The organism is Streptacidiphilus jiangxiensis (genome assembly GCF_900109465.1).
Classification (GTDB): Bacteria; Actinomycetota; Actinomycetes; order Streptomycetales; family Streptomycetaceae; genus Streptacidiphilus; species Streptacidiphilus jiangxiensis.
The window spans coordinates 346,439-371,699 of sequence record NZ_FOAZ01000001.1; the positions used below are offsets into that span (position 1 = coordinate 346,439).

The following is a 25,261-nucleotide window of genomic DNA, read 5'->3' on the forward strand; positions in this document are numbered from 1 at the left end:
TAGAATCGAAGCCGTTGATCGGAGGAAGTTATCAGTAAGGCCCGCACCACCAGCCGTCCGCCCACGGTCTCCCAGCTCCGCGCCTTCGCCGCGGTGGCGGAGCACCTGCACTTCCGGGAGGCGGCGGCCGCACTGCGGATGAGCCAGCCCGCGCTGTCGGGGGCGGTGGCGGCGCTGGAGGACTCGCTGGACGTGCGGCTGGTCGAGCGGACGACGCGCAAGGTGCTGCTGACTCCGGTCGGGGAACGGGTGGCGGATCACGCCCGCTCGGTCCTCGGCGCGCTGCAGGCGCTGACCGAGGAGGTCGAGGCCTCGCGGCGGCCGTTCACCGGCCCGTTGCACCTCGGGGTCATCCCGACGATCGCACCGTATCTGCTGCCGACGGTGCTGCGGCTGGCCCGGGACCGCTACCCGGACCTGGAGCTGCACGTCCACGAGGAGCGTACGCACCAGTTGCTGGACGGGCTCGCGACCGGTCGGCTCGACCTGCTGCTGCTCGCCCTGCCGGCCGGCGGGGGGCTGGTGGACATCCCCCTCTACGACGAGGACTTCGTCCTGGTCACCCCGCCCGATCATGCGCTGGCCGGCCGCGCCGACGTGCCCAGGGACGTGCTGCTGGACCTGGACGTGCTGCTGCTGGAGGAGGGCCACTGCCTGCGCGACCAGGCGCTGGACCTGTGCCGCGAGGTCGGCGCCGAGCCGGGCGCCACTCGTGCGGCGGGGCTGTCCACGCTGGTGCAGCTGGTCGCGGGCGGGCTCGGGGTCACCCTGCTGCCGGCCACCGCCGTTCCGGTCGAGGCGAGCCGCGCCTCCGCCCTGTCGGTCACCCGCTTCGGCGCACCGGCGCCGGGTCGCCGCGTCGGCCTCGCCCACCGGCCCTCCTCGCCCCGGACTGCTGAGTACCAGCGCTTCGCCGACTCGCTGCGCGACGCCGTGCGTGAACTCCCGGTGCACATCGTGGGTGTGTGAACCCCCGTTCGGCCCTGCCGGGTCCTACCCTGGCGGGCATGAGCAACCTGGACCTGAAGCCCCAGCCGAGCGTGTGCGGTGGTCGCGAGGACGTCTCCGCCGAGCCGGTCCGCCAGTTGTTGACCGGCCGCCCCGTGCAGCTCGGTGAGAGCACCGTCGTCCGCCGTCTGCTGCCGAACCTGGGCCGACGGATGGTGGGCGCCTGGTGCTTCGTCGACCAGTACGGCCCGGACGACATCGAGACCGAGCCCGGCATGCAGGTCGCACCCCATCCGCACATGGGCCTGCAGACGGTGAGCTGGCTGCACGACGGCCTGGTCGAGCACCGCGACAGCCTCGGCTCGGTGCAGACGGTCCGCCCGCGCGAGCTCGGGCTGATGACCTCCGGCCGGGCCATCTCCCACTCCGAGCAGTCGCCGCGCGCCCACGGCAAGTGGCTGCACGGCGCCCAGCTGTGGGTGGCCCTGCCCGACGAGCACCGGTTCACCGACCCGACGTTCGAGCACCACGCGGAGCTGCCGCGGGTGAAGGGCCAGGGTGTGGACGCGACCGTCATCCTCGGCAGCCTGGACGGCGCCACCTCTCCGGGCCGGGCCTTCACCCCGATCGTCGGCGCCGACCTCACGCTCGCCGCAGGCGCGGACGCGCGCCTCCCGCTGCAGCCGGACTTCGAGTACGCCGTGCTGGCCATGTCCGGCGCCGCGACGGTCGACGGTGTCCGCGTCGAGGCGGGCTCCCTGCTCTACCTCGGCTGCGGCCGCCGTGAACTGCCGCTGCGCGCGGACGACGGCCACGCCGAGATCATGCTGCTCGGCGGTGAGCCCTTCGCCGAGCAGTTGGTGATGTGGTGGAACTTCGTCGGCCGCAGCCACGAGGAGATCGCCGAGGCCCGCGAGGCGTGGATGACGGGTGACCGCTTCGGGGAGGTCCACGGCTTCGACGGCGCCCCGATCCCCGCCCCCGAGCTGCCCGGCCTGCGGCTCAAGCCGCGCGGCCGGGAGCGCTGACGGAGTCGGGCGTCGGTCAGCCGCGCGGGGTGGCGCGGGAGAGCTGGGCCAGGAGCGCCACGGCCCTTTCCGGGTGGGCCTGGAGCCACGCGGTGAGGTGCTCCTGCACGGCCTGGCCGACGCACTGACGCACCGGTACGTTGCAGAGCCGGGTTCTGGTGGCGCCTTCGAGCGCCAGGTCGTCCAGCTTCACCGAGACGACCGCGGTCAGGCCTGCGTTCATCCGGTCCGGATCGAACCCCGGCGAGAGGGTGCCGAGCGCGGCGGCGAGACCGTCACGAAAGCCCCGCAGGTGTGTGCCGCCCTCGCGGGTGAAGAGGCTGTTGGCGAAGCCGCTCACACGCCCCTCGCCGGAGTCCGACCAGCGGAAGGCGATCTCCATCGACCCGCCCATCCGCTCGTCCTCCTGCGTGAACGCGATCGCGTCCGTGAGCGGTGACGCCTGGGTCGGGTCCTCGAGAAAGGCGAGGAAGTCCCGCGCCCCGCCGGGGAAGTGGAACCGCTCCGTGCGCTGCCCGTCGCTGAGGGAGAGGTCCAGCTCGCGGTTGAGGAACGCCACCTCCCGCAGGCGGGCGGCCAGGGTGTCGAAAGAGAACTGCGTCGTCTCGAAGATGTCGGGATCGGGCCAGAAGTCGACGGTGGTTCCAGTCCCGCTTCCGGTCCAGCTTCCGCGCCTGGCTCCGGTCCCGCTTCCGGCGGCCGGCCCGGACCAGGAGGCCGGGTCGAGCGCCACTCCGTGCGTGTAGGACCGGACTTGGCGGACCCCGTCCCCGCGCACCTCTGCCCGCAGGCGGCTCGACAGGGCGGTGACGGTGAAGAGGAGGCCCTGGGTGGGAAGGCCGACAAGGGCGACATGGCGCCCGCGGGGGCCCGTGCCCGTGCGGATCTCGGTCAACTCCTCGAAGTCGAGGCCCGGGCCGTCGTCGGCGACGCGGACGCCACCGTCGCTCGTGAGGGTGACGGCGACGGTCGTCGCCTCGGACACCGCCCGGCCCACGACCTCGAACACCAGTTGGTGCAGGCCGCGTTCGCCGGTCGAGCCGATGTACATCCCCGGCCGCTTCCGAACGGCTTCGAGCCCCGTCAGAAGCTGGATGTGACCTTCGTCGTAGCTGATGGCTTCCTTGCTCACAAGAGCCCCTCCCGCAGTGCCCGACGGACCCTCACATTCTAGGCTCTGTACGCGAAAAGAGCAGGTCAGAGGCCATAGGGCGAGGGCCCCCTGCGGGTCACCGGGCGCCTGTCGCGAGGTGCGTGGCACCGGGGTCGTGAACCACCGTCGGTTGGTGACGGAAGGGCCGCCGGAGGCTAGGACGAGGCCTTTTCCGGCGGCTCTGGGGTGACTTTTTTCGACTCAGCGCAGGCGCGAGGAGGAGAGGATCGAGAAGAGGTGCGCGGGCACCATCAGCCAGGCGACCACGGCGACGGCGGCGACGGCGATCTGGGTGGGCACGTGGCCGCCCGTGCCCAGCTCGACCAGGGCAGCGACCAGGAAGAGCAGCGAGGCCTCGATGCCGTTGGCGATTCGGTGGATCTTGAACGCGGCGGCGAGTCGGCGCACGCTGTTCACGCGGGTCGAACGGATCTCGGTGGACTCCTCCGTCGCCGCCGTGCCCAGCCCGCTGCGGGTGCGGGCGACGTCGACCAGGTCGGTGGAGGCCTTGAGCAGCACGATGCCCAGGGCGGCGGCCATACCGACCGAGACCCAGGCGACCGACGCCGTCTCGGCGACCCGGAAGCCCGCGCCGACCAGCAGTGCCGCGTCGGCGAGGTAGGCGCCGAGCCGGTCCACGTACACGCCCACGGCGCTGAACTGCTGCTTCCAGCGAGCGACCTCGCCGTCGACGCAGTCGAAGAAAAGGAAGCCCTGGAACAGCAGGGCGGCGAGGAGTGCCCCGGCCACCCCCGGGATCAGCAGCGCCGCGCCGGCGCCGACCCCGGCCACGACCATCGCCCAGGTGAGGGTGTTCGGGCTGACCGAGGTACGGACGAGGTGGCGCGTCGCGCGCAGGGAAAGCCGACGCATGTAGAGGCGCCCGGCCCAGTGTTCACCGTTGCGGCTCTCGATCTTGGCCTGCGGCTGGCAGACCTCGCGGAGCTCGGCGAGGGTGGGGGTGGCGACCGGCATGGGGGGCCCTTCTCGAATCGTGCTGTCCGACAAGGGCGTGAGCGTACTCGGCCTGGTGGGGTGATGGCTCGCCCGGGGTGCCGTCAGATGATCCCGAAGGTCACCAGGGCGCCGATCGCCGCGAGCGTGAGCGCGGTGATCATGTTGGCGCGGCGGTCGATCCAGGGGGCGGTGAGCAGACGGGCGCCGAGCGCCGTGGCGACGGTCAGGCCCACGATCGTGCCGACGGTGGCCAGGGTGAAGGCGACGAGGGAACCGAGTGCGGCGCTGGTGCCGAGGGCTCCGGCGGCCAGGAACACCGGCAGCACGGTGAGGTCGGGGGAGGCGGCGGCCCCGAAGGGGACGAGCAGCGCGGCCAGCCGACGCGCCCGGCCCTGTTGCCCCGGCGCGACCTCGGTCCGCGGGCGGTCCAGTACGGCGGTGGTGGCGTGGTCGTGGTCGTGAGGGTGGTCGGGGTGGCGGTGCTCTTCCCCGTGGGGGTGCCCGTGCTCGTGTGAATGCCCGTGGCCGTGGCCGTGGCCGTGGCCGTGGCTGTGCGCGTGCCCGTCGTGGGAGTGGGAGTGGGAGTGGCCGTGCCCGTGCCCGTGCCCGTTGTGGGAGTGGCCGTGTCCGTGGCCCTTGCCGGTGAGCTCCAGGACGAGGAACACCAGGCCCGTGGCCAGCAGCAGCCCGCCGACGACCAGGTCGGTGTGGCTCGCCACGGCGTCGCGGAACTGCAGGCCGACGGCCATCAGGATGCCGCCCAGCACGACGGAGACCAGGACGTGCGTCAGGCCGGCGGCCAGCGACAGGCGGACCACCTGCGGCGTCCGGTACTTCCGGGTCCGTGACAGGACGGCGAGGGGGAGCCAGTGGTCGGGCATCACGGCGTGGCCGATGCCGACGCCTGCCGCGGCAAGCAGCAGGGCGGGAAGGGTGTTCACATCCCCACCGTACAGTCTCATCTGCGCATGCGTGAAGACGAGAAGATACATGCCCGCACCTCCCACCTGCGACTGCTGCGCAGATGGGAAGATGACGCTCATGGATCCGATCGACCAGCGCCCCCACCGCCACGCCACGCCCGGCGAGCCGCTCGCGGACGCGCAGGTCGGGACGGCCGTCGCCGCGCTGGCGATGCTCGCGGAACCGACCAGGCTCCGGCTGCTGTGGGCGCTCCGCGAGGGCGAGCTCGGCGTGACGGCGCTCGCCGAGGCGGCCGGGTGCTCGCCGACCGCCGCCAGCCAGCACCTGTCCAAGCTGCGGATCAGCGGCCTGGTCGACCAGCGCGCCGAGGGACGGGCCCGCCTCTACCGGCTGCGGGGCGCCCACCTGCGCCGCCTGCTGGACGAGGTCGTCGCGCACGCGGATCACACGCTCCACGGTCTGCCGCCGCACGCCTGACCGATCTGTTCACACAGACGCGAGAGGCTGGTGCCCGCTCGCTCTGTGAACAGCTGAGGAGGACTGCGCCGTGCAGACCCTGACCACCGCCGACTTCCTGATCCGTCTCGCCACCGGCGTCGGCTGCGGCGCGTTGATCGGTGTCGAACGCCAGTGGCGCGCCAGGATGGCCGGGCTGCGCACGAACGCCCTGGTCGCGACGGGAGCGACGCTCTTCGTCCTGTACAGCGTCTCGGCGGGGGACAGCAGCACCACCCGGGTCGCGTCCTATGTCGTCTCCGGCATCGGCTTCCTCGGCGGTGGCGTGATCCTGCGCGACCGCGGCGGGGTGCGCGGGCTGAACACCGCCGCGACGCTGTGGTGCTCGGCCGCCGTCGGGGTGATGGCGGCGAGCGGGCGGCTGCAGCTGGCCTGGCTCGGCGCGTTCGCGGTCCTCGCCGTGCACCTGGTGCTGCGGCCCGCCGGGCGGCTGCTCGACCGGGCACCCGCCTCGGGCAGTGACCCCGACAGCATCTCGCGCGCCACCATCCACCTGCGCTGCGCCCGCCGCGACGAGGCCCACATCCGTGCGCTGCTGCTCCAGGCCCTGGCCGCAGCGGGCTTCACCCCCACGGGACTGCGGGCCAGCCGGGAGGGAGAGGAGACCACCAGCCTGCGCGCCACCGTGGACATCGACGGCGAGGTGGGCAAGGGGCTGGAGCCGATCGTCACCCGGCTCTCCCTGGAGCCGGGCGTGCGCGACCTGCACTGGCACACCGAGGAGGACGAGGAGGCCGCGGCCGCCCTCGCCTGACCGCCGCCGCATCCGGCCGTCAGCGGTTCACAGCAGCTCGGGGTGGTGCTTGGAGGTGACCTCGGGGTGTGCCCGCACCCATCCCTTCAGCTCGTTGAACCCGAACTCCGCGTGCAGCGGGTTCGTCGGGTCCTGGGTGACGCCGGTCGCCTGGGCCGCGTGTGGGAAGGGCACGGGCTCGATCCGCGCGTCCAGGCGCGGGTTGTAGAAGAAGGGCGCCGAGTACCGCTCGCCCGGTGTGCCGACGACGCGGTGGTTGGTGGCCTTCAGGTACCCGTTGGTCGCCACCTCCAGCAGCTCGCCCAGGTTCACCACGAACGCACCGGGAATGTGCGGCACGTCGATGTAGCCCTCACCGGACGGGTCCTCCACCTGCAGTCCGCTCACACCGTCGGTGAGCAGCAGGGTCAGGAAGCCGTAGTCCTTGTGGATGCCCACGCCCTGGTCGTCGCGAAGCTCCGGCCGCCCGGGGTAGCGGATCAGCTTCAGGTGGCTGCGCGGGTGGCCGGCGAAGGCGTCGTCGTAGAAGTCCGGCGGGGCGCCGATCGCGGCCAGCAGCTCGTGCAGCAGGTGGTCGGCGACGGCGCTGAGACGCGCGATCCAGTCCAGCGCGGTCGTGCGCAGCTCGGGCAGGGCGGACGACCACTGGTTCGGGCCCTCCAGCCACCAGTACGCCGGCTCGTCCCTTCCGGGGACGTGCGGAGGCAGCTCCTCGCCGATGTCGAGCTGGTCGCGCCAGTCGCGGGTGCCGCGGGTCAGCTCGGTGCCGATCCGGGTGTAGCCGCGGTAGTGCGGGGAGTTGCGGTTGTCGAGGGCCAGCCGGTCGGCCTCGGGCAGGGCGAAGAACGCACGCGAGACGCGCAGCAGTTCGTCCATCTCGGCCTGGCTCACGCCGTGTCCGGTGAGCTGGAAGAAGCCGACGTCCCGCGCGGCGCGGTGCAGCGCCTCGTGGTCGACGTGCGCGAGATCGATGACGGGGAGAGCGGAGAGGGTGGCGACGGACATGGCGGTCCTTCGGAGGGCGCGGAGGAGGGAGGGACGCTGGGGTCAGGCCTCGGCGCAACAGGACATGGTCGTGACGCGGACGAGGTCCACGTGGCGACGGGAGACGAGCATGACCATGTATCGAGCGTAACTCCGCCGCAGGCTGCGGCAACCGTGAGGAAGCCGACACTTCGGAGGGAATGCCGACAGTGGAGCCTGCGTTACAGCGGCCGACAGACCGAACGGGCCACGCATCGAAAGGGGATGCCCGTGACTTACGACTACACGCCCGACCGCACGCCGACCGCCGACCGCGCGCTCGCCGAGGAGTACCTGCTCGCCGAGGAGTACGCCCGGGCGCAGCTCTTCTTCGACTCCAAGGCCTACAGCGACGCCGCGCTGATCCTGGCGCCGATCGTCGAGGCGGAGCCGACCCATGCCGCCGCCCGGCTGCTGCTGGCCCGCGCCTACTACCACTCGGCGCAGCTGCGTCGCGCGGAGGAGGAGCTCGGTCGCGTCCTTGCGGCCGACCCGGTCGACGGGTACGCCCGTCTGATGCTGGGGCGGACTCTGGAGCGTCAGGGCGGTCGCGCCGAGGAGGCGGCGACGCAGCTGCGTCTCGCCGAGGCGATGGGCCAAAGGCTCCTCTGAGCCCTAACTCTGACTTAACGTCAGGTCAAATTGGTCCAGACCCTTGACGGAGGGATTGGTACGTACCAACGTGTTGGGGTGTCGGGTACACGTCCACACGGAGGTTGCACATGCCACGCTCCAGACGGCTCGGACTCACACTCGCGGGGGCGGCCACGGCCTTGCTCGGCCTGGCCGCCTCGCTGCTCGGCGGAACCGCCGGTGCGGCGGCCGCGGGCAACACCACGGGTGCCGCAGCCACCAGCGGCGGGATCAAGGTCGCCTACTTCGACCAGTGGTCGATCTACCAGAACGCCTTCTACCTGAAGAACCTCGACACCGAGGGGATCGCAGGGAAGCTGAACTACCTGATCTACGACTTCGAGAACATCGATCCGAGCAATCTCACCTGCTTCGAGGCGACCAAGGCCACCGACCCCGACCCGGCCGGCGAGAACGACCCGAATGCCGGTGACGGCGCCGAGGACTCCTTCGCCGACTACCAGAAGTCCTTCGACTCCACCATCAGCGTCGACGGCACCTCCGACGTCTACAACCAGCCCATCGTCGGCAACTTCCACCAGCTCCAGGAGCTGAAGAAGAAGTACCCGAACCTCAAGGTGCTGCTGTCGATCGGCGGTTGGACCTACTCCAAGTACTTCTCCGACGTGGCCGCCACCGACGCCTCGCGGAAGAAGTTCGTCTCCTCCTGCATCGACATGTTCATCAAGGGCAACCTGCCCTCCCAGGGCGGCTACGGCGGCGCCGGGACCGGAGCCGGGATCTTCGACGGCTTCGACATCGACTGGGAGTACCCAGGCGCGGCCGGCCACCTCGGCAACCACTACTCGGCCGCCGACACCGCCAACTACACCGCCCTGCTCGCCGAGTTCCGCAACGAGCTCACCGCCCAGGGTGCGGCCGACGGACACACCTACGCGCTCTCCGCGGCGGTCCCGTCCGGCCAGGACAAGATCAGCAAGATCCAGACGAACCAGATCGGCCAGTACCTGAACTTTGCCGACGCGATGACGTACGACATGTACGGCGCGTGGAACGCGACCGGGCCGACCGACGAGCAGGACCCGCTGTACGCGAACCCGAACTCGCCGGAGTCGAAGATCGCCCCCGGCAACGAGACGTACAGCATCGACAACGCCATCCGGGCCTGGACCGTCGGCGACAGTGCCTACGGCATCCCAGGAGGCTTCCCGGCGAGCAAGCTGACCGTCGGCATCCCGTTCTACTACCGGGGCTGGACCGGAGTGCCGGCCGGATCGAACCACGGGCTCTACCAGACGGCGACCGGCGGTTCACCAGGGCAGACGGACTCCGGCAACGTGCCGGGCGTGGCCATGTACAAGGAACTGAACGGCGTCGTGAACAACGCGTCGGACACCTTCTGGGATCCGACGACCGACTCCGCCTACTTCTACGACGGCAACAACTTCTACGGCGGTGAGGACGCCCAGTCCATCCAGGCGCGCGCGGACTACGCGCACTGCAACGGGCTCGGCGGGTTCATGATGTTCTCGCTCTACGACCTGGATCCGGCCACGACGCTCTTCAACGACGCGGTCACCGACATCAACGGCTCCGCGAGCACCTGCCCCTCGCCCTCGGGCAGCCCGACCGGCACCCCGACCGAGTCCGTGTCGGTGACCAGCCCCGGCAACCAGACCGGGACGGTGGGGACGGCGGCGTCGGTGCAGGTCTCCGGGTCGGACTCGGCGGGTAAGTCGTTGACGTACTCGGCGACGGGTCTGCCGGCGGGGCTGAGTATCTCCTCGTCGGGTCTGATCTCCGGGACGCCGACCGCGGCCGGGACGTCGAACGTGACGGTCACGGCCTCTTCCGGCACCGCGACCGGCTCGACCTCCTTCACCTGGACCGTGAACGCCCAGGGTGCGGAGACGGTGTCGGTGACCAGCCCGGGCAACCAGACCGGGACGGTGGGGACGGCGGCGTCGGTGCAGGTCTCCGGGTCGGACTCGGCGGGTAAGTCGTTGACGTACTCGGCGACGGGTCTGCCGGCGGGGCTGAGTATCTCCTCGTCGGGTCTGATCTCCGGGACGCCGACCGCGGCCGGGACGTCGAACGTGACGGTCACGGCCTCCTCGGGCACCGCGACCGGCTCGACCTCCTTCACCTGGACGGTCAACGCGAGCGGCGGCTCCGGAGCCCTGGCCAACGGCGGCTTCGAATCCGGCAGCCTGAGCCCGTGGACCTGCCAGTCCGGCAGTGCGGTCGTGAGCAGCCCGGTGCACTCCGGTAGCTACGCGCTCCAGGTCGTCCCCTCGTCCAGCACCACGGGCGAGTGCGACCAGACCGTCACCCTGCAGCCCAACCACAGTTACACGCTGACCGGTTGGGTCCAGGGGCCGTACGCCTACATCGGCGTCAGCGGCGGCGCGAGCGGCAGCACCTGGTCCAGCGGGACCAGTTGGAACAAGCTGACCGTGTCGTTCACCACCGGCGCCAGCGGGACGGTCACGGTCTACGTCCACGGCTGGTACGCACAGGGCAACGTCAACGCCGACGACTTCAGCGTGAGCTGACGCCGCAGCAGACGTGACGCCTCAGGGGCGGGTCATCCGCAGCACGTCCAGAGCCTGGTCGAGCTGCTCCTCGGTGATCCGCCCCGCCGCCACGTGACCGCGTTCCAGTACCACCTGGCGGATCGTCTTGCGTTCCGCCAGCGCCTGCTTCGCGATCTTCGCGGCCTCCTCGTAGCCGAGGACGCGGTTGAGCGGGGTGACGATCGACGGGGACGACTCCGCGTACTCGCGCAGCCGCTCGACGTTGGCCGTCACCCCGTCGACGGTGCGGTCCGCCAGCAGTCGGGCGACGCTCGCGAGCAGACGCACCGACTCCAGCACGTTGCGGGCCAGCACCGGAAGCATCACGTTCAGCTCGAAGCTGCCGCTCGCGCCGGCCATCGTCACCGTCGTGTCGTTGCCGATGACCTGCGCTGCGACCATCAGCGTGGCCTCCGGGATCACCGGGTTGACCTTGCCCGGCATGATCGAGGAACCCGGCTGCAGATCCGGCAGGTTGATCTCGCCGAGACCGGTGCGCGGGCCGGAACCCATCCAGCGCAGATCGTTGGAGATCTTGGTGAACCCGACCGCGATCGTGCGCAGCTGACCGCTCAGCTCCACCAGACCGTCCCGGGCGCCCTGCGCCTCGAAGTGGTCGCGGGCCTCCGTCAGCGGCAGGCCGGTGGCCCGGGCCACCTCGCCGATGACCGCGGCGGAGAAGCCTGGCGGGGTGTTGATCCCCGTCCCCACCGCCGTCCCGCCGAGCGGCAGCTCGGCGACGCGCGGCAACACCGCGCGCAGCCGCTCGACGCCGTTGCGCACCTGTGCCGCATAGCCGCCGAACTCCTGGCCCAGCGTCACCGGTGTGGCGTCCATCAGGTGCGTGCGACCCGACTTGACGACGGTCGCGAACTCCTCGGCCTTGCGCGCGAGCGCGTCCGCGAGGTGGTTCAGTGCCGGGATCAGGTCGTGCGTCACGGCGGCGGTCGCCGCGATGTGGATCGAGCTCGGGAACACGTCGTTCGACGACTGGCTCGCGTTGACATGGTCGTTCGGATGAACCGGCCGACCGAGCCGTTCACCGGCCAGCGTCGCGACGACCTCGTTCACATTCATGTTGGAGGACGTGCCCGAGCCCGTCTGGAACACGTCGATCGGGAACTGGTCGTCCCAGCGCCCGGCCGCGACCTCCTTGGCGGCGCTGCGGATGGCCGCGGCGGTCTCCTGGTCCAGCACGCCGAGCTTCGCGTTCACCTTCGCGGCGGCGGCCTTGATCTGCGCCAGCGCCGCGATGTGCGCGCGCTCGAGCCGCTGCCCCGAGATGGGGAAGTTCTCCACCGCGCGCTGCGTCTGCGCGCCCCACTTGGCCTCGGCGGGGACGCGCACCTCGCCCATCGAGTCGTGCTCGATCCGGAAGCTGTCCATGTCCCGATCAGCGTCCCAGGGCGGGTTTGTGTTCCCGCCCTGGACACGCCGATCAGGAGTCCGCCACCTGGTTCAGCCCTTCGGGCCGACCGGGCTCGTCACATACCGGTTCAGCCCTTCGGGCCGACCGGGATGTTGGTGATCAGCGGCTGCACCGGACCGGGATCGGTGAAGAAGTCGTTGCCCTTGTCGTCGACGACGATGAAGGCCGGGAAGTCCTCGACCTCGATCCGCCAGACCGCCTCCATGCCGAGCTCCGCGTACTCCAGGACCTCGACCTTCTTGATGCAGTCCTGGGCCAGACGCGCGGCCGGGCCGCCGATCGAGCCGAGGTAGAAGCCGCCGTGCTTGCCGCAGGCGTCGGTGACCTGCTGCGAGCGGTTGCCCTTGGCCAGCATGACCATGGAGCCGCCCGCCGCCTGGAACTGGTCGACGTAGGAGTCCATGCGGCCGGCCGTGGTCGGGCCGAACGAACCGGACGCGTAGCCCTCGGGGGTCTTGGCCGGGCCCGCGTAGTAGACCGGGTGGTCCTTCAGGTACTGCGGCATGCCGTCCCCGGCGTCGAGGCGCTCCTTGATCTTGGCGTGCGCGATGTCGCGCGCCACGACCAGGGTGCCCGTCAGCGACAGGCGGGTCTTGACCGGGTGCTTGCTCAGCTCGGCCCGGATCTCGTCCATCGGCCGGTTGAGGTCGATGGTCACGACGTTGTCGGAGAGGTGCTCGTCGGTGGTGTCCGGGAGGAAGCGGGCCGGGTCGCGCTCCAGCTGCTCCAGGAAGACGCCCTCGGCGGTGATCTTCGCGACCGCCTGGCGGTCCGCGGAGCAGGAGACCGCGATGGCGACCGGGAGCGACGCGCCGTGGCGCGGCAGGCGGACCACGCGCACGTCGTGGCAGAAGTACTTGCCGCCGAACTGGGCGCCGATGCCCAGCTTCTGGGTCAGCTCGAAGACCTTCTTCTCCAGCTCCAGGTCACGGAAGCCGTGGCCGGTGGGGGAGCCCTCCGTCGGCAGCGTGTCCAGGTAGTGCGCGGAGGCGTACTTGGCCGTCTTCAGCGCGAACTCGGCGCTGGTGCCGCCGACGACGATGGCCAGGTGGTACGGCGGGCAGGCGGCCGTGCCGAGGGAGCGGATCTTCTGCTCCAGGAAGGTCATCATCGAGGCCTCGTTCAGGACCGCCTTGGTCTCCTGGAAGAGGAACGACTTGTTGGCCGAGCCGCCGCCCTTGGCCATGAAGAGGAACTTGTAGGCGTCGCCGTCGGTGGCGTAGAGCTCGATCTGCGCCGGCAGGTTGGAGCCGGTGTTCTTCTCGTCCCACATGGTCAGCGGGGCCATCTGCGAGTAGCGCAGGTTGAGCTTGGTGTAGGCGTCGTAGACGCCGCGCGACAGCGCCGCCTCGTCACCGCCCGTGGTGAGCACGTTCTGGCCGCGCTTGCCCATGACGATCGCGGTGCCGGTGTCCTGGCACATCGGCAGCACGCCGGCCGCGGCGATGTTCGCGTTCTTCAGCAGGTCGAGCGCGACGAACTTGTCGTTCGGGCTCGCCTCCGGGTCGTCCAGGATGCGGCGCAGCTGGGCCAGGTGGGTGGGGCGCAGGTAGTGCGAGATGTCGTGCATGGCCTCGGCGGCCAGCAGGCGCAGGGCCTCGGGCTCGACCTGCAGGAAGGTGCGGCCGTTCGCCTCGAACGTGCTGACGCCCTCGGAGGTGATCAGCCGGTACGGGGTGTCGTCCTTCCCCAACGGGAGCAGGTCGGTGTAGGCGAACTCGGGCATGTGCGGACAGTCCTCACGGGTCAGGCGTCGTCGTCGGCGCGCCTTCCAGGGTATCCACCGCGTCTGCGCGGGCCCGGGGCCGGTCCCGTGAGGGTGGGCGGGATCACACTGTCACTGGTCACCCACTGGGACGGCTGACTAAGCTCGGCGCCGTGGACAACTCCTCGTCGTCAGCGTCGGAGCCCGAGCGTCTCCCGGAGTCGGCCCCGCAGGACCGGCCCGTGCCGCAGCCTGCGGTGAGGTCCTTCGCCGACCCCGCCGAGGGCGACCTGCGTGCCTCGGACGCGGACCGTGAGCGCGTCGCCGCCGCGCTGCGCGACGCCTACGCGGAGGGCCGGCTGGACGCCGAGGAGCACTCCCAGCGCCTGGACGCCGCCTACGCGGCGAAGACGCTCGGCGAGCTGGTCCCGCTCACCCGTGACCTGCCCGCCCATGACCGCGTGCAGCGCCCCGGGGCCGCTCCCGCGCGGGCGGAGGAGCCGGTGCCCGCGACGGGGTCGAACGAAGTGGTGGCGATCTTCGGCGGCGCCGTGCGCAAGGGCCGCTTCCGGACCGGGCGGTTCATGAAGGCCCGTGCGATCTTCGGCGGCATCACCATCGACCTGACCGAGGCCGTCTTCGACGTGCCCGAGCTGGTCATCGAGGTCAACGCCGTCTTCGGCGGGATCGACGTGAAGGTGCCCGACAACGTCTCCCTGCACGGCGGCGGCGCAGGTATCTTCGGCGGCTTCGACGTGCGCGAGGAGGAGGGCACGGACCCGAACGGGCCCGTGGTCACCATCCGCGGCAAGGCGGTCTTCGGCGGTGTCTCGGCGCGGCAGCGGCGGCACACCCTGGGTGGCCGGATCGAGCGGGGCCTCGGGCGCTGAAGCGCCGGGCCCGCCGGGCTTTCCGGGGCCTGTCGGTCAGGCGGTGCGCCGGGCGTCGAAGGTCGGCGGGCGGCGGCGGTCCGGCTGCGGGCCGAAGCGGTTCTCGGTGAGTTCACCCTCGTCGGCCATGAAGGCCAGCACCACCAGGGTGCCGGCGATCGGCACGACGCCGATCAGCGCCCACCAGCCGGTGCGGCCGGTGTCGTGGAGTCGCCGGACGGTCAGTGCGAGCGTGGGCAGGAACGTGGCGGCGAGGTAGACGGCGTAGGGGACGAGCGTGCCGGTCCACAGGCCGAGGGCGTAGAGGCCGCCGAGCAGTACGAGCTGGAAAAGGAAGAAGATCCAGTATTCGAGGCCGCCCGCGCGCCCCTTGAAGCCGGCGTAGTTCCGCAGGACGGCCAGGTACCACTGCATGATGTGCGTCGCTCTTCCGCTTGTTCCGGGCGCCCGGCCCGGACCCCCCGAGCGGCGCGTTCACAGTCTCTGCACACTTTGATGCCGGATCAATCCGCCGATCGGCGCCCCCGGATCGGGGGGACGGTTCGGTTCACACCGGCTGTGGGGTGAGTGCTGTCGCCTGTGTGTACCGGGCGGACACGAGGTCGGCGACCAGCGGGTGGTCGGCGAGCGGTCGGGTGAGCGCCCACGCGGCGCCCTCGGTGACGAGCCTGTCCAGAGCGGCTGTGAACCGTCCGGGGGCGAGCAGGTGGGCGGCGACGAGTACACGACGGTGCCCCCGTGCGCGGAGGGAGGCCAGGGCGTCGGGGACGGAGGGTGCGGAGCCGGAGTGGTAACCGACGGCCAGGTCGATCGGGCCGCGCTCGCGCCCCAGCAGTCCGCGCAGATCGCGCGCGGCCTGCTCGGCACCCCCGTTGCCGCCCGGCCGGGACGAGCCCGCGGCGGCGAGCAGGATCGCGTCGGCGTCGGCGTCAGCCCCGGTGTCGGTGTCGGCATGGGCAGCGGCACCCTGGTGGGCCCGCGCTGCGCTTCGCCTCGTGCCTGCCTGTGCCGCCTCCGCCGTGTGCAGGCGGTCGAGGAGCGCGTGGGCGATCTCCGGCGCGCCGCTCAGCGTCGGTGTGAGCACCGCGTCGGTCCCGGCGACGATCGCCGGGATGTCGACGGTCCCGTGGTATCCGGAGCCCAGCAGCAGGGGCACCACGACCGCGCCCGGTCGGTCGGCGAGCGTCTCTGCGAGATGCGGTCCCTGGTGGTCGAGGTGTCCGACGACCGGCCGGACACCGCAGCGGCTGTGAACCGAGTCGACCAACCGGGCGACCGTGTGTGCCGCGCCGGGCAGGGCGCTGCCGTGAACCGCGAGGACCAGAGCCCGTGAGGGTGCATGGGTGCACATGACATCGACGGTAGGCGCGGACCGTGCCCGCGCCGCAGGGCCCAACGTCCCCGGGGATCAGGGCTTTCGACGCCGGATCCGGAGGGCCCGCCCGGCCTACGGTCGAGGACGTACGAAGTTCGAAGCTGCGCAGGAACACGCGAGGGACGTCGTCATGGGACAGACGCTGGTGGTCGTCGGCCACGGCATGGTGGGTCACCGACTGCTGGAGGCGCTCGCCGAGCGGAGCGCGTTCGCGGGTGCGGGAGGCGGCACCGGCTGGAGCGTGGTGGTGCTGGCCGAGGAGGCCCGCCCGGCCTACGACCGGGTGCACCTGTCCTCGCTGTTCACCGGTGCGGCACCCGCCGACCTGAGCCTGGTCGCCCCGGACTTCCTCCGCCGCCACGGCGTGGACCTGCGGCTCGGCGACCCGGCCGTGCACCTCGACACCGTGGCCCGCCGGGTGACCGCCGCCTCCGGCGCGGTCTTCGGCTACGACGCGCTGGTGCTGGCCACCGGCTCGTACCCGTTCGTCCCACCGATCCCCGGCGCCGACGCCTCGGGCTGTTTCAGCTACCGCACGGTGGAGGACGTGGACGCGATCACCGTGGCGGCCGCCGCTGCACGTACAGGCGTCGTGGTGGGCGGCGGCCTGCTCGGGCTGGAGGCCGCCGGAGCCCTGCGCACGCTCGGACTCGAGACCCACGTGGTCGAGTTCGCGGAGCGGCTGATGCCGCTCCAGGTCGACGCCGGCGGAGCGGCGGCGCTGCGCTCGACCATCGAGGACATGGGGGTCGGCGTGCACACCGGGGTGGGCGCCAAGGAGGTGCTCACCGCCGCCGACGGCCGGGTCCGGGGTCTGCGTCTGAGCAGCGGGGAGACGATCGACGCCGACCTGGTGGTCTTCTCGGCCGGGGTCCGCCCGCGGGACCGTCTCGCCCGGGAATCCGGCCTGGCGACCGGGGACCGCGGCGGGATCCTCGTCGACGCGCAGTGCCGCACCGGCGACAGGCACGTGTTCGCGATCGGCGAGTGCGCCCGGACCGTGGACGGCAGGGTCCACGGTCTGGTCGGCCCCGGCTACCGGATGGCCGAGGCCGTCGCCGACGCCCTGGCCGGCCCCGGGACCACCGTGTTCACCGGCGCGGACAGCTCCACCAAGCTGAAGCTGATGGGTGCGGACGTCGCCTCCTTCGGCGACCCGTTCGCGGAGGAGGGCGCGGAGGGGGAAGCCGTCGCGGTGATCTTCGCCGACGAGCGCTCCGGGGTCTACAAGAAGCTGCTGCTCGGCGCGGACGGCCGGCTCCTCGGCGGCATCCTGGTGGGCGACGCGGCCGCGTACGGCGCGCTCCAGCCGCACGCGGGTGCGGACCGACCGCTGCCCGCCCCGGCAGAAGCGTTTCTGCTCCCTGCGGACGCAGCCACGGCCGCGTCCGGCTCCGGCGGGGCGCTGCCGGGCGCGGAGGCGCTTCCCGACGAGGCGGTGCTCTGCTCCTGCCACAACGTCACCAAGGGCCGGGTCCGGGCGGCGGTCACCGAGCAGGGGGCCGTGGACCTCGCGGGCGTCAAGCGCTGCACCAAGGCCGGCACGGGCTGCGGGGGCTGCGTCGGCTCGCTGCAAGCGGTGCTGGACGCCGAGCTCGCCGCCGCGGGCATCCCGCGACGGCCCGGCATCTGCCCGCACTTCGAGCACTCGCGCTCCGAGTTGTACGAGCTGATCCGCACCGAGCACGTCCGCACCTTCAGCGAGCTGCTGGAACGCTTCGGCGTACCCGGGGTGACGGACGGTTGTGCGGTCTGCAAGCCGGTCGTCGCCAACTGCCTGGCCGCGCTCGGCCCCGAGCTCGGTCTGCGGCACGTCCTCGACGGTGAGCAGGCCACCCTGCAGGACTCCAACGACCTCTTCCTCGCCAACCTGCAGAAGGACGGCACCTACTCCGTCGTCCCGCGCATCCCCGGCGGCGAGATCACCCCCGAGGGCCTGATCGCCATTGCCGAGGTGGCACGCGACTTCGGCCTCTACACGAAGATCACCGGCGGCCAGCGGATCGACCTGTTCGGTGCGACGCGCGAGCGGCTCCCCGCGATCTGGCGGCGGCTCGTCGCGGCCGGCTTCGAATCCGGGCAGGCCTACGGAAAGTCCCTGCGCACCGTCAAATCCTGTGTGGGTGCCAAGTTCTGCCGGTTCGGCCAGGGCGACTCGGTGCAGCTCGCGATCGACCTGGAGCTGCGCTACCGGGGCCTGCGGACACCCCACAAGATCAAGGGTGGCGTCTCCGGCTGCCTGCGGGAGTGCGCCGAGGCGCGCGGCAAGGATCTTGGCGTCATCGCGACCGCGTCCGGCTGGAACCTCTACGTCTGCGGCAACGGCGGTACCACCCCGCGCCACGCGGACCTGCTGGCCGCGGACCTCTCGGCGGCGGAGCTGTTCCGGTTGATCGACCGGTTCCTCATGTACTACGTCCGCACGGCCGAACGGCTGGAGCGGACCGCCGCCTGGATCGAGCGGCTTGACGGCGGACTGGAGCACCTTCGCCAGGTGCTGGTGGAGGACTCCCTCGGCCTGTGCACCGAACTGGAGGCGATGATGGACCGCCATGTCGCCGCCTACCGGGACGAGTGGCAGGCCGTCCTGGACGATCCCGCTGCGCTCGCCCGCTTCGAGGCGCCGCGCGACGCGGCGACCGCGGCGGCGGATCTGGAGATCGGCCGCGGCCGGGTGGCCTTCCTGCCTGACGGCACCGAGGCGGCGCTCTTCAAGGACCCGAGCGGCGCCGTTCACGTGGTCGGCAACCGTGACCCGTTCTCCGGCGCGGACGTCCTGGCCGACGGCATCCTGGGAGAACGGGACGGCGCGCCCGTGGTGGCCTCGCCCATGTACAAGCAGGAGTTCGACCTGCGCACCGGCGCCAGCGTCGATGATCCCGAGGTCACCGTGCCCGTGCTGTCAATACCGGCGCCCGCCAAGGGCTTTGTCATATGACAGTCTGTCGATCGGATTGTGTGCCGTGTGCATGAATCGGCGTATGCCGGGGTAGATCCCGGGGCACACCGCATCGTCAAGTAGGCGTCCCCCAGCGCCCGACGCTGCTACGCGAGTGTGTGTACCCTCCCCCAGGCCCGTCGTCAGGAGTGCGCCGTGCTGCATCCGATCGAGTCCCGTCAGGACGTCTTCCGTCCCCGCGTCGCGGGAAGTACGGTGCCGGCGCAGCGCGGCCCGGACACGGAGGACAACCCCTGGCACACCGGCGCGGCGTGCCGACGGGACGAGGCCGGCCTCTTCTTCGCCCCCTCCAAGGAACCGACGGCCGCGCGGCTCGCGCGGGAGGAGCAGGCGAAGCGCGTGTGCGCCCGCTGCCCGGTCCTGCTGGAGTGCAGGGAGCACGCGCTCGTGCTCCCGGAGCCCTACGGCGTCTGGGGCGGCCTCACCGCGGCCGAGCGCCGCGTGATCCTCGCCCGCCGCCGTCGCCACGACCAGGACCTCCGCATCGCCGGCTAGGGCCGTTGCACCGCAGGGGCGCGAGGAACTGCGCGACTAGCCACTCTGTGTGGTGTGTCGCCGGACGAGCAGGGCCATCCGCTTGTCGGCGGTTGCTGCTCGCGCAGTTCCTCGCGCCCCTGGTGTCACTTCGCCCGGTCGAAGTCGATCGCGCTGTAGGCGCGGAGCTTCGAGAGGCGGTGGACGGAGTCGATCTGGCGGATCGTGCCGCTCTTGCTGCGCATGACCAGGGAACTGGTCGTCGCGGTCTCGGAGCGGTAGTGGACCCCGCGCAGCAGCTCGCCGTCGGTGATGCCGGTCGCGACGAAGAACACGTTCTCCCCGCTGACCAGGTCGTCGGTGAGCAGCACACGGTCCAGGTCGTGGCCGGCGTCCAGCGCCTTCTGGCGCTCCGCGGCGTCCTTCGGCCAGAGCTTGCCCTGGATCACGCCGCCCAGGCACTTGATCGCACAGGCCGCGATGATGCCCTCGGGCGTGCCGCCGATGCCGAGCAGCAGGTCGACGCCGGTGCCCTCGCGGACCGCCATGATCGCGCCCGCGACGTCGCCGTCGGAGATGAACTTGATCCGGGCGCCCGCCTCGCGGATCTCCCGGGCCAGGCCCTCGTGACGCGGACGGTCCAGCAGGACCACCGTCACGTCCTCCGGCGCCTTGCCCTTCGCGCGGGCCACGGCCTGCACGTTGTGGGCGACGGGGGCGGTGATGTCGACCGCGCCCGCGGCCTCGGGGCCGGCGACCAGCTTGTCCATGTAGAAGACCGCGCTCGGGTCGAACATGGTGCCGCGGTCCGCCGCCGCCAGCACCGCGATCGCGTTCGGCATGCCCTTGGCCGTCAGGGTGGTGCCGTCGATCGGGTCCACCGCGACGTCGCACTCCGCACCGGTGCCGTCGCCGATCCGCTCGCCGTTGAAGAGCATGGGGGCCTCGTCCTTCTCCCCCTCGCCGATGACGACGACGCCGTTCATCGACACGGTGGAGACGAGGGTGCGCATCGCGCGGACCGCTGCACCGTCCGCACCGTTCTTGTCGCCCTTGCCGACCCAGCGGCCGGCGGCCATGGCGGCGGCCTCGGTCACTCGTACGAGCTCGAGGGCAAGGTTGCGATCAGGTGCCTCGGGGGCGACCTCCAGGGACGATGGCATGCGGTTCTGGTGCTGCTCGGTCATCGAATTCCGTACCTCTCTGTACGCCGACGGCCGGAATGAGGGTGCTGAAATCCTATCTTCGACCTGGGGGGATGTCTGTGGCGCCCGGCACGTCCCGTCGCTTCGCCCCACCCCGCGGCAGGAGCAGCCAGGCCCATGGGTCACCATGGTGGGGTGGCAACCGAGAACGTGACCGTACGCAAGCGGCCGGGCATGGCCGCCAAATCCGTGCGCGACATGGTCCTGTCGCTGGCCGCGGTGCTGGCGGCGGGCCTGGTGATCTACTTCTTCATCCCGCACTCCGGCGGCAACGGGGTGCGCCCGGTGTCCTACCTCGACTCGGTGGCCTCGGCCCGTCGCTTCGCGCCCTACCCGGTGCTGGCGCCGGACCACCTGCCGTCGGGCTGGAACGCCACCTCCGTCAACTTCGACGGCTCGAACCCGCAGGCGGCCGTCTGGACCCTCGGCCTGATCGACGCCGACGGCCAGTACGTCGCGGTCCAGCAGAGCAACGGGTCTCCCGACGCCGTGATCCACAACGCGACGCTGGACGGGCAGAAGCTCTCCTCGACCACACAGGTCGCCGGCACGGCGTGGACCCAGTACCAGGGCAGCCGCTACCAGGCGCTGGTCCTGGAGGGCGCCAAGGGCACGACGGTCGTCTTCGGCACGGAGGGCTTCGCCAAGCTCGGCCAGTTCGCCGCGATGCTCAGCGATCACTGATGCCTTGACCTGCTGATGCACCGACGCGCCGATGCGCTGATCGGGCACGCACGCGGAAGGCCCCGACCGGGCGGTACTCGGTCGGGGCCTTCCGCGTGCGGGTGTGACGACTCAGACGGTGGTGACGACCTCGTCGTAGGCCAGACGCGGGCTGCGCGGGTACCAGGCGTCCTCGCCCGGCTTGCCGATGTTCACCACGGCCAGGACGGAGTGCTCGCCGTCGCCGAAGAACTCCTTGTTGATGGCCTCGCCGTCGAAGCCCGTCATCGGGCCCGCAGCCAGGCCGGCGGCGCGCACGCCGATGATGAAGTAGCCGATCTGCAGCGCGGCGTTGAACGAGCCGGCCGCCTCGCGGACCGGGCGCTCGCCGAAGAAGAGGTCCTTGGCCTGCGGGAAGTGCGGGAACTGGGTCGGCAGCTCCTCGTGGAACTCGTTGTCCGAGGCGAGGATGGCGACCAGCGGGGCCTTGGCGGTCTTCTCCTTGTTGCCGTCCGCCATGAGGCCGACCAGACGCTCGCGGGCCTCCGCCGAGCGGACCAGGACGACGCGCAGCGGCTGCATGTTCATCGAGGTCGGCGCGTACTTCACCAGGTCGTAGACGGCCTGGACCTGCTCGTCGGTGACGGGCTCGTCGGTGAAGGTGTTCGCGGTGCGGGCCTCGCGGAAAAGGAGGTCCTGGGCGGCGGAGTCGAGAGCGAGGACGTCGGTCATGGTCACACCTCAGAAGGAGATCGGTCGGCGGTGACTGGGTCCGTCACCGCAGATCTCCAACGTAGGTGATGCTTCAACTATTTCCCAAAAAGGTAACTGGCTATGTGATCGGGATCACGATTCCCCGTCCTCCGTGTCCTCCGCGCCGTCCACCGCGTCCTTCTCCTCGTCAGCGGCCAGCGCCGCGTCCAGCCGGGCGCGGGCTCCGTCCAGCCAGCGTTCGCACACGCGGGCCAGCTCCTCACCGCGCTCCCACAGCGCCAGCGACTCCTCCAGCGTGCCGCCGCCCGTCTCCAGCCGCCGCACCACGTCGAGCAGCTCCTCCCGGGCCTGCTCGTAACCCAGCACGTCCTCGCCGTTCTTCCCACCCGTCTTGGCCATGGGCCCAGCCTATGGAATGCGGCTGACATCGGGCGGGGGCACGGCCAGGGTCAGCCGTCCGTCGGCTCCATCGGCTCCGCCGGCTCGCCGACCGTCACCGTGAAGGCGCCCTCGGCCACCCGGGCCCGCAGCTCCGCGCCGACCGTCACGTCCCCGGGTGCGCGCACGACCGAGCCGTCGTCGGCGCGCTGCAGCACCGCGTAGCCGCGCTGGAGGGTCGCGGCGGGGGAAAGGGCGACCACCCGGGCGAGGGTGTGGTGCAGCTCCGTCGCCGCGCGGTCCAGCCGGTGGCCGAGCGTGCGACGCGAGCGCTCCACCAGCGAGTGGATCTCCGCGGCCCGGTCGTCGATCAGCCGGTGCGGCGCCGCGAGGACGGGCCGGCTGCGGATGCTCGCAAGGCCCGCCTCCTCCCGGTGCAGCCGGCCCTCCATCGTGCGTCGGGCCCGGTCCCGCATGGCGTGGACCCGGGCCAGCTCCTCCCGTACGTCCGGCACGACGCGCTTGGCCGCGTCGGTGGGCGTCGAGGCGCGCAGGTCCGCGACGAAGTCGAGCAGCGGTTGGTCCGGCTCGTGCCCGATCGCGCTGACGACCGGGGTGCGGGCCTCGGCGACCGCCCGGATCAGCGTCTCGTCGGAGAACGGCAGCAGGTCCTCGACGCTGCCGCCGCCGCGGGCGACGATGATCACGTCCACCTCGGGGTGGGCGTCCAGCTCCTTGATCGCCGAGATGACCTCCGGCACCGCGTAGACGCCCTGCACCGGAACGTTCCGCACCTCGAAGCGCACGGCGGGCCAACGGCGCCGCGCGTTGTGCAGCACGTCGCGCTCGGCGGCGCTGGCCCGGCCCGTCACCAGCCCGATGCACTGGGGCAGGAATGGCAACGGCCGCTTGCGCTCGGCCGCGAACAGGCCCTCCGCGCCGAGACTGCGCTTCAGCAACTCCAGGCGCGCGAGGAGGTCGCCGAGGCCGACCAGCCGGATCTCCGCGGCGCGCAGCGAGAGCGTGCCGCGGGGCGCGTACCACTCGGGCCTGGCGTGCACGACGATCCGCGACCCCGGCTGGATCAGCTGGGCCACGGGCTCGAAGACGGAGCGGTAGCAGGTGACGGAGATCGAGACGTTCTCCGAGGGGTCACGCAGCGTCAGGAAGACCACGCCCGCGCCCGGACGGGGGCTCAGCTCGGTGATCTGCCCCTCGACCCAGACGGCGCCGAGCCGCTGGACCCACCCGCCGATGAGCGCGGACACGCGGCTGACCGGGATCGGGGTGTCGGGCGAGGTCTCCAGAGCCATGCCCCGAGACTACGGGGAGCCGGTGACAACGCGACGGACGTTCCGCCACCGGCTCCCGCTCCCGGCACCGGTCCCGCGTCTGCACCACTGATCCCGGGTCCGTGTCCGCGCGTCCGCGCGACCGAACCCGCGTCCGCGCGTACGTGCCACCGAGCCCGGGTCCGTGTCCGCGCCATCGGTCCCGGTCCCTGGTCCGGGTCCGCGCTAGCGATCCCGCGTCCGCGTGCGTACGCGCTCCAGCGTCCACACCCCCAGTCCGACCGTCAGCCACACCGCTCCGACGATCTGCGCCGTGTGCGACGCCGCGACCAGCACCCACACGATCACCGCCGTCCCGACCACGGGCGCCACCAGATGCGGCAGCCACGCGCGGCTGCCGTGCCGGACCACGTACCAGCCCACCACCGAGGCGTGCAGCAGGGCGAACGCCGTCAACGCGCCGATGTTGACCACGGAGGTGAGCTGGTCCAGGCCGTCCGCGCGGGAGGCCGACCAGAGCGCCGCCGCCAGCGTGATCACCGCGGCGACCAGCAACGCCCGGAACGGCACGCCCGTGCGGGCGTCGATCCGCGCGAGCGGGCGGGGCAGGCGGCCGTCCCGCGCCATGGCGAAGATCAGCCGCCCGGCCGCCGCCTGCCCGGCCAGCGCCGCGAACGCCGCGCCGACGGCCTTGCTGATGGCCACCAGCACGTGCAGCCAGTGGCCGATCGAGGCCTCCAGCGTGTCGTAGAACGCGCTGCCCTGGGCCTCGGGGTTCGCTGCCAGGTACTGCGGCGAGTCCGGTTCGAGCAGTGCGGCGAGGTACGTCTGCACTACGAAGAGGACACCCGCGAGCGCCAGGCACAGCAAGACGGCCCGCCCCACCCGCGCCGAGGGCCCGTCGTGTTCCTCGGCGAACGCGGCGATGGCGTCGAAACCGAGGAACGAGAGCACCGCGACGGAGACGGCCGCCATCACCGCGCCGAGCGAGAAGCCGCCGAGGCCTGTGAACGGACTGAGCCACGGCCGGTGGCTGCTGCCCGTCAACAGCGCCTCCAGCGCCGACGCTGTGAACACGGCCAGCACGACGAGCTCGAAGGCGAGCACCAGCGTGCCGACCCGGGCGGCGAGCCGCACGCCGGCGAGGTTCAGTGCCGTGGTGACGACCACCGCGATCGCGGTCCACACCCACTGGTCCACCGCCGGGACCAGCGAGTGAAGCGCGATGCCGGAGAAGACGTAGGCGACCGCCGGGATGAGCAGGTAGTCGAGCATGACCATCCAGCCGGCGACGAAGCCCGGGCCCTCGCCGAGACCGGCCCGCGCGTAGGCGTAGACCGAGCCCGCCTGCGGCACCACACGCAGCATCTGTGCGTAGGAGAAGGCCGTGAACGCCATGGCCGCGGTCGCCACCAGGTAGACCGTCGCGACCGCGCCGTGGCTCTTCGCGTCGAGGACGCCGAAGATCCCGACGGGGGCCATCGGGGCGATGAAGAGCATCCCGAAGACGACCAGCTCCCGGAAGCCCAGGGTCCGCCGCAGCGTGGTGCGGGCGTCGGCGGTCGTCTCGGACGCGGGCGGCCAGGCAGGTTCCATGGTCCGATCATCGGTGCGGGCATCCGGCGGGCGGCGTAGGACGCGCCGTCGGACGCGCGCCCGAAGCGCCTCCGCGGCGGGGCTGAGCGGCGCGGTTCGCGTCACAGG

The 25,261-nt window shown here is 71.7% G+C and carries 23 protein-coding genes; 10 read left to right on the forward strand and 13 right to left on the reverse strand.

What is annotated here, in order from left to right:
* Nucleotides 1-30: 30 nt before the first annotated feature.
* Nucleotides 31-969 carry a LysR substrate-binding domain-containing protein gene (locus BMY61_RS01545; RefSeq protein WP_042442202.1) on the forward strand — a complete coding sequence of 313 codons (939 nt, stop codon included), beginning with the start codon at nucleotides 31-33 and terminating at the stop codon, nucleotides 967-969.
* Between the two features lie 38 nt (nucleotides 970-1,007).
* Nucleotides 1,008-1,976, forward strand: a complete 969-nt coding sequence (locus tag BMY61_RS01550) for a pirin family protein (RefSeq protein WP_042442203.1) — start codon at nucleotides 1,008-1,010, stop codon at nucleotides 1,974-1,976.
* 16 nt (nucleotides 1,977-1,992) lie between these two features.
* On the opposite strand, the gene BMY61_RS01555 is transcribed toward BMY61_RS01550, so the two are convergent.
* The 3 genes from BMY61_RS01555 to BMY61_RS44660 all read right to left on the reverse strand — a co-directional run bounded on the left by BMY61_RS01555 (nucleotide 1,993) and on the right by BMY61_RS44660 (nucleotide 5,027).
* Nucleotides 1,993-3,108 carry a DNA topoisomerase subunit B gene (locus tag BMY61_RS01555; protein WP_042442205.1) on the reverse strand — a complete coding sequence of 372 codons (1,116 nt, stop codon included), beginning with the start codon at nucleotides 3,106-3,108 and terminating at the stop codon, nucleotides 1,993-1,995.
* A gap of 222 nt (nucleotides 3,109-3,330) precedes the next feature.
* A complete protein-coding gene (locus tag BMY61_RS01560; RefSeq protein ID WP_042442207.1) occupies nucleotides 3,331-4,104 on the reverse strand; it encodes a CDP-alcohol phosphatidyltransferase family protein in 774 nt (257 codons plus the stop codon).
* Between the two features lie 83 nt (nucleotides 4,105-4,187).
* Complete coding sequence (locus tag BMY61_RS44660; RefSeq protein ID WP_176573045.1) at nucleotides 4,188-5,027, reverse strand: hypothetical protein; 840 nt, start codon at nucleotides 5,025-5,027, stop codon at nucleotides 4,188-4,190.
* A gap of 100 nt (nucleotides 5,028-5,127) precedes the next feature.
* Between BMY61_RS44660 and BMY61_RS01570 the strand changes: the two genes are divergently transcribed.
* Nucleotides 5,128-5,487 carry an ArsR/SmtB family transcription factor gene (locus BMY61_RS01570; RefSeq protein ID WP_052438284.1) on the forward strand — a complete coding sequence of 120 codons (360 nt, stop codon included), beginning with the start codon at nucleotides 5,128-5,130 and terminating at the stop codon, nucleotides 5,485-5,487.
* A gap of 70 nt (nucleotides 5,488-5,557) precedes the next feature.
* Nucleotides 5,558-6,280 carry an MgtC/SapB family protein gene (locus tag BMY61_RS01575; RefSeq protein ID WP_042442209.1) on the forward strand — a complete coding sequence of 241 codons (723 nt, stop codon included), beginning with the start codon at nucleotides 5,558-5,560 and terminating at the stop codon, nucleotides 6,278-6,280.
* Between the two features lie 27 nt (nucleotides 6,281-6,307).
* Here BMY61_RS01575 and BMY61_RS01580 read toward each other — a convergent pair whose 3' ends face one another.
* Nucleotides 6,308-7,285 carry an isopenicillin N synthase family dioxygenase gene (locus BMY61_RS01580; RefSeq protein WP_042442211.1) on the reverse strand — a complete coding sequence of 326 codons (978 nt, stop codon included), beginning with the start codon at nucleotides 7,283-7,285 and terminating at the stop codon, nucleotides 6,308-6,310.
* 243 nt (nucleotides 7,286-7,528) lie between these two features.
* Between BMY61_RS01580 and BMY61_RS01585 the strand changes: the two genes are divergently transcribed.
* Nucleotides 7,529-7,915 (forward strand): tetratricopeptide repeat protein, encoded by a 387-nt coding sequence (locus BMY61_RS01585; RefSeq protein ID WP_082014702.1) that lies wholly within the window; start codon nucleotides 7,529-7,531, stop codon nucleotides 7,913-7,915.
* A gap of 110 nt (nucleotides 7,916-8,025) precedes the next feature.
* Nucleotides 8,026-10,452 (forward strand): glycosyl hydrolase family 18 protein, encoded by a 2,427-nt coding sequence (locus tag BMY61_RS01590; protein ID WP_042442213.1) that lies wholly within the window; start codon nucleotides 8,026-8,028, stop codon nucleotides 10,450-10,452.
* A gap of 21 nt (nucleotides 10,453-10,473) precedes the next feature.
* On the opposite strand, the gene BMY61_RS01595 is transcribed toward BMY61_RS01590, so the two are convergent.
* Both BMY61_RS01595 and BMY61_RS01600 read right to left on the reverse strand, forming a co-directional pair.
* Complete coding sequence (locus tag BMY61_RS01595; protein WP_042442215.1) at nucleotides 10,474-11,859, reverse strand: class II fumarate hydratase; 1,386 nt, start codon at nucleotides 11,857-11,859, stop codon at nucleotides 10,474-10,476.
* 110 nt (nucleotides 11,860-11,969) lie between these two features.
* Entirely contained in the window at nucleotides 11,970-13,628 is a 1,659-nt protein-coding gene (locus tag BMY61_RS01600; RefSeq protein WP_042442217.1) for a fumarate hydratase, read from the reverse strand.
* 152 nt (nucleotides 13,629-13,780) lie between these two features.
* Between BMY61_RS01600 and BMY61_RS01605 the strand changes: the two genes are divergently transcribed.
* Nucleotides 13,781-14,497, forward strand: coding sequence for a DUF1707 SHOCT-like domain-containing protein (locus BMY61_RS01605; protein WP_042442218.1), 717 nt, complete (start codon nucleotides 13,781-13,783; stop codon nucleotides 14,495-14,497).
* 36 nt (nucleotides 14,498-14,533) lie between these two features.
* On the opposite strand, the gene BMY61_RS01610 is transcribed toward BMY61_RS01605, so the two are convergent.
* Nucleotides 14,534-14,911 carry a DUF805 domain-containing protein gene (locus BMY61_RS01610; RefSeq protein WP_042442220.1) on the reverse strand — a complete coding sequence of 126 codons (378 nt, stop codon included), beginning with the start codon at nucleotides 14,909-14,911 and terminating at the stop codon, nucleotides 14,534-14,536.
* 133 nt (nucleotides 14,912-15,044) lie between these two features.
* Nucleotides 15,045-15,848 carry a sirohydrochlorin chelatase gene (locus BMY61_RS01615; RefSeq protein ID WP_052438285.1) on the reverse strand — a complete coding sequence of 268 codons (804 nt, stop codon included), beginning with the start codon at nucleotides 15,846-15,848 and terminating at the stop codon, nucleotides 15,045-15,047.
* Nucleotides 15,849-16,002: 154 nt separating this feature from the next.
* Between BMY61_RS01615 and nirB the strand changes: the two genes are divergently transcribed.
* Nucleotides 16,003-18,810, forward strand: a complete 2,808-nt coding sequence (gene nirB / locus BMY61_RS01620; RefSeq protein WP_042442222.1) for a nitrite reductase large subunit NirB — start codon at nucleotides 16,003-16,005, stop codon at nucleotides 18,808-18,810.
* A gap of 156 nt (nucleotides 18,811-18,966) precedes the next feature.
* A complete protein-coding gene (locus BMY61_RS01625; RefSeq protein ID WP_425314655.1) occupies nucleotides 18,967-19,326 on the forward strand; it encodes a WhiB family transcriptional regulator in 360 nt (119 codons plus the stop codon).
* Nucleotides 19,327-19,451: 125 nt separating this feature from the next.
* Here BMY61_RS01625 and glpX read toward each other — a convergent pair whose 3' ends face one another.
* On the reverse strand, nucleotides 19,452-20,492 hold the full coding sequence (gene glpX / locus BMY61_RS01630) for a class II fructose-bisphosphatase (protein WP_042442224.1): 1,041 nt from the start codon (nucleotides 20,490-20,492) through the stop codon (nucleotides 19,452-19,454).
* Between the two features lie 153 nt (nucleotides 20,493-20,645).
* On the opposite strand from glpX, the gene BMY61_RS01635 reads away from it, so the two are divergent.
* The gene (locus tag BMY61_RS01635) at nucleotides 20,646-21,194 is read left to right on the forward strand and encodes a DUF4245 domain-containing protein (protein ID WP_052438286.1); all 549 of its coding nucleotides are present in this window, start codon (nucleotides 20,646-20,648) and stop codon (nucleotides 21,192-21,194) included.
* A 111-nt stretch (nucleotides 21,195-21,305) separates the two neighbouring features.
* Here BMY61_RS01635 and BMY61_RS01640 read toward each other — a convergent pair whose 3' ends face one another.
* The 4 genes from BMY61_RS01640 to BMY61_RS01655 all read right to left on the reverse strand — a co-directional run bounded on the left by BMY61_RS01640 (nucleotide 21,306) and on the right by BMY61_RS01655 (nucleotide 25,153).
* Nucleotides 21,306-21,905: a malonic semialdehyde reductase gene (locus tag BMY61_RS01640; protein WP_042442226.1), complete on the reverse strand. Its 600-nt coding sequence runs from the start codon at nucleotides 21,903-21,905 to the stop codon at nucleotides 21,306-21,308.
* A 114-nt stretch (nucleotides 21,906-22,019) separates the two neighbouring features.
* Nucleotides 22,020-22,286, reverse strand: a complete 267-nt coding sequence (locus tag BMY61_RS01645) for an exodeoxyribonuclease VII small subunit (protein WP_042442228.1) — start codon at nucleotides 22,284-22,286, stop codon at nucleotides 22,020-22,022.
* Between the two features lie 50 nt (nucleotides 22,287-22,336).
* Nucleotides 22,337-23,578, reverse strand: coding sequence for an exodeoxyribonuclease VII large subunit (gene xseA, locus BMY61_RS01650; RefSeq protein WP_042442230.1), 1,242 nt, complete (start codon nucleotides 23,576-23,578; stop codon nucleotides 22,337-22,339).
* A 204-nt stretch (nucleotides 23,579-23,782) separates the two neighbouring features.
* Entirely contained in the window at nucleotides 23,783-25,153 is a 1,371-nt protein-coding gene (locus tag BMY61_RS01655) for an APC family permease (RefSeq protein WP_042442232.1), read from the reverse strand.
* Nucleotides 25,154-25,261: the final 108 nt, after the last annotated feature.